The organism is Algoriphagus yeomjeoni, assembly GCF_003259505.1.
Classification (GTDB): Bacteria; Bacteroidota; Bacteroidia; order Cytophagales; family Cyclobacteriaceae; genus Algoriphagus; species Algoriphagus yeomjeoni.
This window is the reverse complement of record NZ_QLLK01000002.1, coordinates 447,473-460,436: the sequence shown is the minus strand read 5'-3', so window position 1 is coordinate 460,436 and position 12,964 is coordinate 447,473. Positions and strand designations below refer to the sequence as shown.

The 12,964-nt window shown below is 40.8% G+C and carries 11 protein-coding genes; 8 read left to right on the top strand and 3 right to left on the bottom strand.

Translation table 11 applies throughout. The features are described 5' to 3' along the window. Positions 1–7: 7 nt before the first annotated feature. The 5 genes from LV83_RS05275 to LV83_RS05255 all read left to right on the top strand — a co-directional run bounded on the left by LV83_RS05275 (position 8) and on the right by LV83_RS05255 (position 4,464). Positions 8–820, top strand: coding sequence for a DMT family transporter (locus LV83_RS05275; protein ID WP_111610485.1), 813 nt, complete (start codon positions 8–10; stop codon positions 818–820). A 56-nt stretch (positions 821–876) separates the two neighbouring features. Beyond that, positions 877–2,367 (top strand): nicotinate phosphoribosyltransferase, encoded by a 1,491-nt coding sequence (locus LV83_RS05270; RefSeq protein ID WP_111610484.1) that lies wholly within the window; start codon positions 877–879, stop codon positions 2,365–2,367. Continuing rightward, positions 2,351–2,986, top strand: a complete 636-nt coding sequence (gene pncA, locus LV83_RS05265) for a bifunctional nicotinamidase/pyrazinamidase (RefSeq protein ID WP_111610483.1) — start codon at positions 2,351–2,353, stop codon at positions 2,984–2,986. Before LV83_RS05270 ends, pncA begins: the two co-directional genes overlap by 17 nt. Positions 2,987–2,988: 2 nt before the next feature. Beyond that, positions 2,989–3,498 (top strand): acyl-CoA thioesterase, encoded by a 510-nt coding sequence (locus tag LV83_RS05260; protein WP_111610482.1) that lies wholly within the window; start codon positions 2,989–2,991, stop codon positions 3,496–3,498. A 381-nt stretch (positions 3,499–3,879) separates the two neighbouring features. Further along, entirely contained in the window at positions 3,880–4,464 is a 585-nt protein-coding gene (locus tag LV83_RS05255) for a hypothetical protein (protein ID WP_111610481.1), read from the top strand. Positions 4,465–4,960: 496 nt separating this feature from the next. Here the strand turns inward: LV83_RS05255 and LV83_RS05250 are convergent, their stop codons facing one another. Beyond that, the gene (locus LV83_RS05250) at positions 4,961–6,208 is read right to left on the bottom strand and encodes an ADP-ribosylglycohydrolase family protein (RefSeq protein WP_111610480.1); all 1,248 of its coding nucleotides are present in this window, start codon (positions 6,206–6,208) and stop codon (positions 4,961–4,963) included. Beyond that, a complete protein-coding gene (locus tag LV83_RS05245) occupies positions 6,205–7,170 on the bottom strand; it encodes a phosphotransferase (RefSeq protein WP_111610479.1) in 966 nt (321 codons plus the stop codon). Before LV83_RS05245 ends, LV83_RS05250 begins: the two co-directional genes overlap by 4 nt. A gap of 288 nt (positions 7,171–7,458) precedes the next feature. Between LV83_RS05245 and LV83_RS05240 the strand changes: the two genes are divergently transcribed. Both LV83_RS05240 and LV83_RS05235 read left to right on the top strand, forming a co-directional pair. Next, on the top strand, positions 7,459–8,616 hold the full coding sequence (locus LV83_RS05240) for an acyl-CoA dehydrogenase family protein (protein ID WP_111610478.1): 1,158 nt from the start codon (positions 7,459–7,461) through the stop codon (positions 8,614–8,616). A 74-nt stretch (positions 8,617–8,690) separates the two neighbouring features. Continuing rightward, positions 8,691–10,370 (top strand): AMP-binding protein, encoded by a 1,680-nt coding sequence (locus LV83_RS05235; protein ID WP_111610477.1) that lies wholly within the window; start codon positions 8,691–8,693, stop codon positions 10,368–10,370. 525 nt (positions 10,371–10,895) lie between these two features. Here LV83_RS05235 and LV83_RS05230 read toward each other — a convergent pair. Continuing rightward, positions 10,896–11,834 carry a GNAT family N-acetyltransferase gene (locus tag LV83_RS05230; RefSeq protein WP_111610476.1) on the bottom strand — a complete coding sequence of 313 codons (939 nt, stop codon included), beginning with the start codon at positions 11,832–11,834 and terminating at the stop codon, positions 10,896–10,898. A gap of 306 nt (positions 11,835–12,140) precedes the next feature. Between LV83_RS05230 and LV83_RS05225 the strand changes: the two genes are divergently transcribed. Continuing rightward, positions 12,141–12,959, top strand: a complete 819-nt coding sequence (locus LV83_RS05225) for a polysaccharide biosynthesis/export family protein (protein WP_111610475.1) — start codon at positions 12,141–12,143, stop codon at positions 12,957–12,959. Positions 12,960–12,964: the final 5 nt, after the last annotated feature.

Below are 12,964 nucleotides of genomic sequence, written 5' to 3'. Positions count from 1 at the left end.
CCAGTCCATGCTTTTGGCTGGAATTTTTTTCGCATTGATGAATGTCTCTGTAAAGTACATTCCACATATTCCCGCCATAGAAATTATAGTTTTTAGATCTATATTTTCATTGGTTTTCAGCTTTTTAGTTTTAAAAAAGCAAAATATTCCGGTCTTTGGTAATAATAAAAAATGGTTAATTATCAGAGGCTTAGTTGGTTCTATTGGCTTGATTACCTTCTTCTACACACTTCAAAATATACCCCTTGCGAGTGCAGTTACGATTCAGTACTTGTCTCCTGTTTTTACGACTATCTTCGGGGTTTTCCTTTTAAAGGAAAAAGTAAAACCTATCCAGTTCTTATTCTTCGCCATCTCCTTTGCAGGAGTACTGGTGATTCAAGGGGTGGATGCTCGTGTGGACATGTTCTGGACTATAGTTGGTATTATATCCGCTATTTTCTCCGGATTAGCCTATAATGTAATTCGTAAGCTGAAAAATACAGAACATCCATTAGTCCTCATTTTCTATTTCCCCTTAGTCACACTGCCCTTTGCGCTGATTGTCTCAGCATTTGGCTGGGTGAATCCTGTGGGATGGGATTGGGCAATTTTACTTTTCATTGGAATATGTACCCAGACAGCCCAGTATTTCTTGACTATTGCGTACCAAAATGCCAATGTTTCCAAGGTAGCTAGTCTTACTTACATAGGAATTGTGTACGCATTGATATTTGGTTTCTTCTTCTTCGGTGAGACGTTTGATGCGCTAGTGTATGTTGGGATAGGCTTAGTCCTTCTTGGGATTCTTTTGAATATGCGTGAGAAGCAAGTTTCCTAAATCAATTGGACAGGAATCAATAGTAGGTTATTTTTGAATTAAGCTTAAAACGAACAATGAAAATAACGAAAGACCTATATCAAGGATCACTGGCACTTTTGACAGATTTTTATCAGCTGACGATGGCTTACGCTTATTGGAAATCTGGTAAAGCAGAGCAGGAAGCGGTGTTTAATCTTTTCTTTCGAAAGCATCCCTTTCAGGGCGGATTTACCATTGCTGCTGGCCTAGATTACATAGTTGATTACTGTAAAAACTTTCAGTTTTCTGAAGAAGACTTGAGCTACTTGGCCACGATGCAGGGCAAAGATGACCAACTCTTGTTTGAGTCAGGGTTTCTGGATTACCTCAGAGAAATGAAATTTACCTGCGATATAGCAGCAGTGGAAGAAGGGACTGTGGTTTTTCCAAATACGCCATTGGTTCGGGTGAAAGGTCCTTTGATTCAATGTCAATTACTTGAAACTCCGCTTTTGAACATCATCAATTTCCAAAGTCTGATTGCCACTAAGTCTGCCCGGATCAATTTGGCAGCCAAAGGTGATCCAGTATTGGAATTTGGCTTACGGCGTGCTCAAGGCATAGACGGTGGTCTTGCAGGCTCAAGAGCGGCTTATATCGGTGGGTGCACGTCTACAAGTAATGTGATGGCTGGAAAACTATTCGGAATTCCCGTTTCAGGCACGCATGCACATAGCTGGATCATGTCTTTCGAAACTGAAATAGAAGCATTTGAAGCCTATGCAGATGCTTTTCCAGATCAATCTATTTTTTTGGTTGACACCTATGATACGATCAATGGAATCAAAAATGCAATCAAAGTTGGAAATACTTTGCGAAGCAAAGGAAAAGAAATGGTAGGTATCCGGATTGATTCAGGTGATTTGGCTTATTTCAGTAATGTTGCCAGAGAGATGTTGGATGAAGCTGGTTTTCCTGATGCAAAGATTGTCGCATCAAATGATCTGGATGAGAACATCATCACCTCGCTGAAAGGGCAAGAGTCATCAATTAATGTATGGGGTGTTGGGACAAAGTTGGTAACTGCCTTTGATCAGCCAGCATTGGGTGGGGTTTATAAATTATCTGCTATTCGAGATGAAAATGGCACTTGGGTTCCTAAAATTAAGCTTTCTCAACAGTCTTTGAAAATCAATATTCCTGGCCTGCATACCATCAAGCGATTTTTCTCAAAAGGAAAAGCTGTAGCAGATATGATCTATTTGGAAGATCAAGAACTGAATCCACAGGCTGCGCTGATCATCGACCCAAATGACCCAACCCGGAGAAAGCGGATGATGCCCGCTTTTTATCAGGAAGAGATATTACTCAAGCCGATTTTCGAAAAAGGGAAACTGCTATATAAGCTTCCTTCGATTATTCAGATCAGAGAAAGAGTGCAAAATCAATTGGATTCTCTGGACAAGACACACAAACGATTGGTAAATCCGCATTTATATCCGATAGGTTTGGAAGAAAATCTTCACCAGCTGCGAATGGAGTTGGTTTTGAAAGCAAAACAAGTAGATAATGGCAATGAATCTTAAAAATAGCGCACTACTTATCGTAGACGTTCAAAATGACTTTTTACCAGGAGGCGCACTAGCTGTTACCGATGGTGATGAGGTTGTTCCTGTTATTAATCAATTGCAGGAACAGTTCAATTTCATCGTAGCTACGCAGGATTTTCACCCAGCAGACCATGGGAGCTTCGCTGCAAACCATGAGGGTAAAAAGCCTGGAGAGTTCATTGAGTTATCGGGATTGCAACAGATACTCTGGCCAGTTCACTGTGTGCAGGGATCTGAGGGGGCAGAATTTCATGCCGATTTGAATCCGATCAAGTGGACCGCTATTTTCCAGAAAGGCAAAAATCCGGAAGTGGATTCCTATTCAGGGTTCTTTGACAATGCACGAAGAGGAGATACGGGGTTAGGTGATTTTCTGCAAAATGAGGGAATCATGAATGTATTTGTGACGGGACTGGCCCAGGATTACTGTGTGAAATACACTGCGCTGGATTCAGTGAGTTTGGGTTTTAAAACCTATCTCATCACTGATGCTACCCGGGCAGTCAACCTATCTGCAGAAGATGGAGAAAAGGCCTTGGAAGAAATGAAAAAAGCAGGAGTAATACTAATTGAAAGTTCAGCTATAATTAATTAGTCATGTTTGAATATAACTCAGAGAAACATTACCCAACCGAAACTGAAAGCAGAGTTTTGATCCGTTTTCAGGATTGTGATCCACTTAGGCACTTGAATAATGCGAAGTACTTCGATTACTTTTTCAACGCCCGTGAAGATCAGGTTCCAAAGCTATACGGAGTGGAGATGATGGATTTTATCAAGAAGTATCAGGCTGCTTGGGTGATTTACAATCATAATATTTCCTACGTGAAGCCTGCCATGGTGGGAGAGTGGGTGCGGATAAAGAGCCGGATCATTTGGCATAATAACAATACAGTGGTTTTGGAGTATTATATGACGGATGACAGCGAGAAGCAGTTGAAGACACTGCTATGGACTACGATGAGGTATGTCACCCTAGCTGAAGGGAAATCTACCGATCATACTGGAGCAGTGAATGAATTCCTCTTGGCAACCTCACTCAATGAGGATATTGCTGGAATTCAGATCAAAGATCGGGTAAGAACTCTTATCCAAGAGCTAAAATAGAATTGACATAAATCAAATTTATGTATCTCAGCGAACAAGACCTGTACACCACCGTACAGGTTTTTCTTTTTTAAAATAGTTAAATTCAGGCACTTACAATTTTTTGAAAAATTAATTTTTACTAACATATGTAATAAAGTGTAACCTGCTTTTTCCCCAAAACAGGACTAATCTGTTCGGTTGCAATACATTTTTTTGGCAAATCGATCACTTTTCATACAGTTACATGGCAGGTATTTCGTGGTTTGCCAAATTATATTTTGTGTTAATGTTAATTTTTGCAAATAAGAATATGCCTCAAATAGGCTCTAGAAGGCCTTTATGGCACAGTTGGTATGCCGTTCGCAACAAGGAGAAGCATAACTCTAAACCAACAATATTATGAAAACTCTATTCACTTTCGCACTTGCAGGACTTTTAGCTACCAGCACTTTTGCTAATGATGCTGAAGATTTAAAAGCAAATTCATCAGTTCACACGAACAATAAGAAAATTTCCGTACTCCTTAATGAAGGTGTAGGAAAAGCAAAAATTGCCATTTATGATATGAATGGTAAAAAACTACACTCTCGCAGAGTCAAAGCAAACGTAGACGTATTGGTTCCTTATGATATGAATAGCCTACCGTGCGCGGAGTATCAAGTGATGATCACAACTGACGATGAAGAAGTGACCTACACAGTTGAAACAGTAGAGAAAGAAGTTCCGGCTCCTAAAGTTTTGCCACTTATGGCTTATGGAAAAATAGTAGATCATACTACTGTAAATCTACTGGTAATAGGTCTGGAACAACCTGGTATAGCTGTTCAAATCAAAAGATCAAAAGATGACAAATTGGTTTTTGAAGAAATGATCAATGAGCCAGAAGGATTCCGAAAAAATTACATATTGAATGGCCTTGATCCAGAGGAGGTTTACTTCGAAGTAACTGACGCAATTGGAAGAACACGTAAAATTTACATTTGAATTCTAAACCAACTTCCTTTGTGCACAAGCCCTGAATCGTTGATTTGGGGTTTTTTTTTGAACCATATAGAATCATAGAAAAACATAGCTCCTTCATGTAATCAATTCTGAATTAGAGACTTTGATTCTCTTTATGCAAACAATTTTTGAGAACCTCATTTAAGTAATCCTTGCCATTTTTCAATGCTATTTAATCTAAATGGTTAATTAACATCCCTTCGTTTTGGCAAGACGCAATTATTTCCATTGACAGCACTGCGGCAAAAACGTTGAATCATATTAGATTCTCTTCACCTCGCGCTGAAGCATGGTGCTACAAAAATATCTCACCGCTTGTGCTTTTATAATATTAGGCGGTTTAATCCAATGCCTACGTCCCGTTAGAGCTTGCCCGTCGTGGTGGGCATATACTAAGGGTAGAAATAAGAAGGTATAGATCCCAGCTGTGGCGTTAGGTACGGCTCTATGTAAGCTATATGGCTATGTGGTAAAAAAACTACTTTTGTCCAGATATATGCGCTGTCAACTCATTTGCGATTTGCACCAAGTCTATCCCTAGCAACTCTTTATTCACCTGAAGCACTTTTTCCCGTTCTAGTTTTGGCAATTGCTCAAATCCATAAAAAGCGCCCAATATCCCACCAGCAACTGCCGCCGTGGTGTCATTGTCTCTGCCGTAATTCACTAGAAAAGTAAGTGTTCCCATAAACTCAAAATCAGCATAAATCATCGCTGTGAGCGTTTGAAGCCATATTTCTCCGGCATGAAAAGGCATGTCTTGCAATCTTTGATCGAGTTGTTCAAAAGCAAATTGCAAGGCTTTACTGTCCGCTGTAAGCTGATTTCCCAAGCTATCTTGCTTAGCCGATTCGGACGCGATCAACAATGCATTTTTTAGAATCGTATAGGCTGTTCTACCTACTAAGCGACTTTCAAAGTAATTGGCAGGATCTACGCGCAAGGAAGCGATCAAGTGATCTTTGGTAGCATCAGGACTCATTCCGGCTGCAGTCATGGCAGCAGCTTGCGCAGAAATATCTTTGGCGTAGCCCAAGTCATAAAATGAAAGTTTATATGCTTCCTGGTAGGCTTTTTCAGGATTTCCTGGAAAAAACGCCCCCAAGGAAGGCGCATAGAGTAAACCCGCACAAACCATCTCGCCGCCGTAGAATTTCCCCAAGGAATCAGCATATCCTACAAGGTTCTCATCAATGAAAGGCTGACTCACCTTCGCCCATTCTTGTAGCCATCCCAGCTTTAAGGATACTGATTCAAATGGTTCTGGATCAGTGCTTTCTATTTTCTTAAATTCCTCAGTATAGGATTCATACCTTGCTAGAACCTCCCTTGCAAAATCCTTTGCGTCCAATTCATTTCTATCCTGAGTCAACAAATAGTTGGAAGTTAATTCCTTCCAACGGGTATCGTCGGTAGTTCCCCCAGCAGGAAGATTGGCAATCCAAATTCCCTCAGGAGAGACCTCCCGAATCATCGAGTCTAGACCTTCCACAAATCCATACGCAAGCTTGATATCCTCTCTTGCCCACATTTCAGTCGGAGCTCCCATTGCATCGCCAATAGCCGAGCCTACCAACATGCCTAGGATTTTATCCTGAAGTTGCTTTTCAGAAATCCCCAACTCAGGAAGTACCTGATCTGAAAACTGAACCGGAGTTGAAGACCTTCTATCTCCACATGAAGCCAAAAGGAAGGCTAATACAACTAGGAGCCAAAAGTTTTTCATGAAGTCAGAATTAAGTTTTTCGCCTTCTCCAATAGGAATTCCTTTTCGCTCAAGGAAAGTGAAAGGGGAAGTTGGGCGATTCCTATCAGCCTCCGCATGATTTCCATGCCTCTATAAGCGTTTACCAATTCATCGATATAGCTGTGCTGGTAATATTTCAGGAACTCGTCATGGTGACTTTCTTCCATTTTCGCCAAATCAAAATGCGCAAATAAAATCCCCAAGTCGAATTCACAGTCTCCCATATAGGCAAATTCGGTGTCTATGAATTTGATTCCGTTTTCAGTCTTTAGCCAAGAAGCAGGGTAAAAGTCCCCATGAAGTAAGGTGATGCCATGCGATAGGTAGCGTTTGCCCAAGGTTTCCAACGCATTTTTTAACTCCTCATCAGTTTTATATTTTAAGCTTATTTGCTGGAGGCCTGGCTGAATAGTATCCAAATCAAACCCATTTTCTTCCATAAAAGGAAAGTGAAAAAGGTGTTCATGATTCAGTTTTTTCATTTCCAGATTATCGGGGAAGTTGCTTACTTCCATCTGATGCAGGGCATTCAGGTAATTGGTAATCGATCGAAAATCATTGTTTTTCCATTGAAAGTCCTGTTTATAGATATCGCTGAAATCCTGTCCTTTCCCAAGATCTTCTATGACCAGAATATGATGCTCCGGGTTGTATTGATGCACTTTAGGACTATAGTTTCTCAAAACTTCATCATCTTCTATGAGTTGGTAGTAGCAGAGTTCTATCTCTATTCTATCTACTGGAGCAGGGATTTGAGGAAATTTCCTGACGTAAGGTTTGGATTGCTTTACGATGACAGATCTTAAGTTCGTCTTTACCCGTAAAACAACATTCATGTTGCTTGCTCCGGCGGGCTCCACTGAGAGTAGCTTTTCATTTTCTATCCAAATTGGCAGAGAAAGTAATGTTTCAAGACTGGAATTCTCACTTAAATCGGTCATTAGTATTTGTTTGGAAATCAATTATCGAAACTATAAATAAGTTTAAACACTTGGGCACCGTTTAGCAAAAGTTCTAAAATGAGAGGTAAAAGGTTCTTTTGGATACAAAAGAAAAATGCGGGGAGTAAAAATCCCTATTTTTGATTTGAAATCGAGCCTAGTTGATAGCATCACGCACTACGATGCGAATACATTTGCGAGATTCTCCCGATGAAAAATCGGGACAGGCTATCTGGCAATTGAAATACAAGTATATAGAGATGAATATAAACCTAAAATATAAATACCATGTTTGGATTACCCCGAACCCTTTTTACTGAAGAGCATGAGCTTTTCAGAGCCAGTGTAAGAGATTTTATTGCAAAAGAAATCACTCCTTTTAATGCCCAATGGGAGAAAGAGAAAATGGTTTCACGGGAAAGTTGGCGCAAGCTCGGTGAGAGTGGGTTTCTGGGAATACAGGCACCTGAGCGGCTTGGTGGGATGAATATTCAGGATTTTCGATACAACGCGATTTTTATAGAAGAGCTTGGCCTAAGCGGTTGCTCCGCCCCAGCAATTGGTTATCCACTCCATAATGACATTGTGATGCCATACATTTTGCATTTTGGGACTGAAGCTGCCATGGCAAAGTACATCCCAAAAATGGTGGCCGGAGAATACATAGGTGCAGTAGCAATGACTGAGCCTGGTGCCGGCAGTGACCTGCAGGGTATGAGTACTAGCGCTATAGATCAGGGAGACTCTTATTTGGTGAATGGCAGTAAAACTTTTATCACCAATGGCTACCTATCTGATGTGGTGGTGGTAGCAGTAAAGACTGATCCTAAGAAAGGTGCCAAAGGAATTAGCCTACTGCTGATGGATAATTCTATGAAAGGCTATACCAAAGGACTTCCTTTTGAGAAGGTTGGCTTGCATGCCCAGGATACTTGCGAGTTATTTTTTGAAGATGTTATTGTGCCAAAGGAAAACCTGCTTGGCCAGGAAGGAGAGGGCTTTAAATACCTGATGACTGAGTTGGCTCAGGAGCGGTTGGTAGTGGCTTTGGCAGCTGTTGCCTTAGGTGAATACATGCTTCAGGAGACGGTTACCTATGTGAAGCAGCGCAAAGCTTTTAATCAATCCATTTCAGATTTTCAAAACACCCGATTCAAACTGGCTGAGATGTGTGCAGCTTTGGAGCAGGGGAGGATTTACTGTGACCACTTGGTTCAGCTTCACAATGATGGCAAATTGGATTCGGCGATGGCTTCAGCCGCTAAGTACAACATGACCGAACTACAATGCAAAGTTGCAGATGAATGCGTACAGTTGCATGGAGGATATGGATATATGTGGGATTACGGGGTGGCCAGAGCATACGCTGATGCTCGTGTTCAGCGAATTTATGCTGGAACAAATGAGATAATGAAAGAGCTTATAGCAAGAAAAATTCTCAAATAGCCAGCAATTCTTTTGACCTAAGCCAAGATTTTGATTAATTCAATAAATAGATCCACCCAACAATAACTTATATTATGAATGATTTTCCCTGGTTTAAGTACTACCCTGAATCTGTACCAAAAGAAGTCGATTGCGAAGCCTACTCCAGCGTAGCCGAACTTTTCGAGGAAAGTGTAAAAAAATACGGTGATGCAGTAGCCTTTGAATGCATGGGGAAAACGATGTCATTCAATACCTTGAATAAACTTAGCGAGGATTTTGCTAGCTATTTGACTCAGGTGCTAAGACTGAAAAAAGGTACTCGAGTAGCAATTCAAATGCCCAATACCCTTCAATATCCAGTGGCCATGTTTGGGGCACTTCGGGCAGGGATGATTGTGGTGAATACCAATCCTCTTTATACTTCTTCGGAAATGAAGCATCAGTTCAAAGACTCAGGAGCTGAATTGATCATTATCGTAGCCAACTTTGCCGACAACCTGGAGAAAATCCTCGATGAAATACCTGCTAAGCATGTGATCGTAACAGAACTTGGAGATTTGCTTGGTGGCCTCAAAGGAACCCTTGTCAATTTGGTGGTGAAATACATCAAGAAACTGGTCCCGCCTTTTTCTATACCAAAGGCTATTTCCTTCAAATCGGCTTTGTCTCAGGGGGCACATCATAAATTTAAGCCTGCAGAACTCAGTTTATCAGATACTGCTTTTCTCCAATACACCGGTGGCACGACGGGTGTTTCCAAAGGTGCGGAGTTGACGCATGGAAATATCGTGGCAAACATGCAGCAGATTTCTGCTTGGATGAAGCCAAAACTGAAAGAGAGTGAGGAAGTGGTTATTACTGCATTGCCACTCTATCATATTTTTGCATTGACGGTGAATTGCCTTGCCATGCTCAAAATCGGAGCACACAATCTCCTGATTACCAATCCTCGGGATATGCCAGCTTTTTGTAAGGAATTGTCCAAGAAGAAGTTTACGGTGATTACCGGAGTGAACACTTTGTTTAATGGAATGCTTAACCAAGATGCCTTTAGAGCGCTTGACTTTAGTAGTTTGAAAATCACAGTTGGTGGTGGTATGGCGGTGCAAAAAGCCACAGCAGAAAAGTGGCTGGCAGTCACCGGAACGCCTTTGGCAGAAGGCTATGGACTTACTGAAACCTCACCCGTGGCTTCCTGTAACCCTATCGATGGCACAGAGAGAAATGGTACCATTGGAATTCCGCTTCCGAATACAGATATGATGGTCATAGATGATGAGGGAAATACACTTCCTGTAGGTGAGCGGGGAGAAATCTGCATCAAAGGCCCACAGGTCATGAAAGGTTATTGGCATAAGCCAAAGGAGACGGCTGAAGTGATGCTGGGCGAATGGTTCAAAACCGGAGATATCGGAATGATGGACAAAGACGGTTTTACCAAGATCGTGGATCGTAAAAAAGAGATGATTCTTGTTTCCGGTTTCAATGTATATCCAAACGAAGTAGAAGACGCCATCGCATCCTTTCCAGGAGTTTTGGAAGTAGGAGTAATTGGCATTCCTGATGCTAAATCCACTGAGCGTGTGGTAGCTTATGTAGTGGTAAAAGACAAAGCGATCACCAAGGAACAAATCATTTCCCATTGCCACGAATACCTCACCAATTACAAATGTCCTAAGGAGGTTCATTTCACTGATGAACTGCCAAAATCAAACGTGGGTAAGATTTTGAGAAGGAGGATAAAGGAAGCGCATTTGGAGAAAGTGGGGTAGTAGTAGGTCAGTTAGCAGTGTTCAGTTTTCAGTCTCAGTGATCAGCTCATCAAGTGATCACTGAGACTGCCGACTGAATACTTTTTTCCATTTTTCATTCAAATTCCCTTCCCCACAACATTAAATCTGCTTTTCGTTTTCAGGCTAAATGATGTCTGCAGGGAAAATTTTACTAGTTATCAGAAGATGCGTCATTTTCAAATTCTAGTTTTGAATATTCTGTCAGTTTCTTCTGCCTGCCACTACTTTACCATTCATCAGTTGAACTTTCCGACAACCAACCTCTAATCTCCATCCGGCAACACTCAACTGCATTCTCTCCTTTAGGGGTCTCGTGGATACGGGTCGGAGCAGGTGTCAAGAGACATCTAAACTCTACATGCCACTAATATGTATTTAATTCTTTAGCAGTATTCTCTGGGAAATCAGGTTTAGATTCTGGATGCTTTTCCTAATATTGGACGATGGAAGGCATGTACTCATCACTTTCTATGGTGCCTTCACAGGGCGTTTTTCCGGCTCCTTTCAAAAAACTTCCAAATCCCCCAAGCTCCAAGCCCAAGGCAGGTCAAGTGTTTCCTCTCTCATCGCAGCTTGACGAAGTGTAACCTCAGGGCCAATGGACATAACTGGCATTAAACCCATTTCTAAAGGATTGTCTTTCCCAAACTGTAATCCTGAATAGGAAGTGAATCGCACACTTTCATTTTTTTCAATAGTCTTCAGTCTGCTGTTTAATTGTTTTCTTCCATTTGAATCAAATCCTGCAAGTTGAAAGAAATCTACAATTCTGAGCTCTCTACCAATTTTACCTTCCTTTATTCTATAGATCAAAAGGTAGGTTTCCCCATCGCTAATAAAATGATAAGGAAATAGAGGGCACTTCACATAGCGCCAGTGTATGTACCCTGCAACTAAATTTGTGTTTACTGAGTCTGTTTCCTTTGGTGTTTTTTCTAATGCCTGTATCAAATGCCTAATGCTCTCCCAATTACTTACTTGTGATAGGCTTTTACTTTTTCCAACACTCAAGTTGAAATGCATCTTCAGGGGTAACTTTCCCCATTTTTCCCAACCCATCTTCAGGTATCCTGGCAAACTCTGAGTATTGGGTGTATTATAAATCAAGTCCACTCCCTCACTTTTTATTTCTTCTATCAGTGAAAGTGTAAGGTTTTTAAAAAGTCCTTTACCTTGATAATCAGGATGTATAGCAGTGTCCACAGCCCGGCAGGCTTTGATGATTCTTTCTCCTTGTCTAAATTCCCATCTTAAAAATACCCTAACTCCACAAATTGACCCAGCTTCCTCTGCAACAAGTGCTGGTGATTTTCCAAATGGATTTTCCACATGTTTCCAGTTCCAGAGAGCTTCAGATTTTGGAATTAAACTTTCCCCCAAGGAGGCTCTTAAAAGATTAACAATCTCAGGTAAATCGCCTGGAGTAGCCTTTCTGATTTCCATAGGTTGAAGATAGGAAGATTTTTTAATTGCCTAGAGTAGAGTATGGGATGCATTAATACTACGTATAATACTTACTTGATTATGTGTATCCGTTTTTTGTCAATAAGGAGATAAAAGCAATAAAGAAAGTGTTAAAAGCTAGCATTGACGCTACTCCGGTCACCGGTCTTCGGTCTTCTGGCCGGGTGAGCAAAGCATTATCGATTATTGGCAAGCTTGAGGATAATCATATACTTGAACATTGCCAATTAATCATTCCTAAAGTATTTTTATATATTTGGTCTAAGCTTAATTTATGCTTCTAGAATGAAGAAAATCCTTTTTGTCGCCAGCATTGTGGTTTTTGCTACAGGTTGTATTAGTAATAAGAGAATTACCTATCTGCAAAACCTACCTGATAATACCCCCATAGAGTTAAATGAATTTATTCCCTTCGCTGAAGTTGACTATCAATACATATTACAACCCTTTGATATAGTTTCTATTGATTTTGCAACTTCAGATCCAGAGCTGATCGAGGCCTTTTCATTCCAAAATTCACAAAATGTGGGTGCTCTTGGAGGCGGCGGCGGAGGTGGTGGTGCTGGGTCAGACCCGCTATATTTCCGTGGATATTCCATAGATCAGCTTGGCTTTGTAGAGGTTCCAAAACTCGGGAAAATCAAAATTTCAGGACTTACCGAAGAACAAGCAAAGAATAAGGTGCAGCTTGAAATAAATAAGTTTTTCAAGGAAGAAATCTTCGTTAAATTAGGAATAGCTGGAATAAGATATACTACACTAGGCGAGTTTAATTCTGTGGGAGTCAATGTGATATATAAAAATAGAGCAACTATTTTCGATGCCCTTGCTAACTCAGGAGAAACAACCATCTTGGGCAAGAAAAACAAGCTTTTTATTATCCGTCAATACGATGGAGGTACTAAAATTCACCAAATCAATTTGAATGATAGAGCTATTTTGGCTAGCCCCTTTTATTTCATCCAACCTAATGATATCTTGTACATGGAGCCGATGAATATCAGACAGTTTGGAAACGCCGATAACCTTACAGCATCCCTGGCACTTTTCGCAGGATTGCTGGCATCCACTCTACTGATAATAAATTTGGTAACAGGGAACTAGTAGCT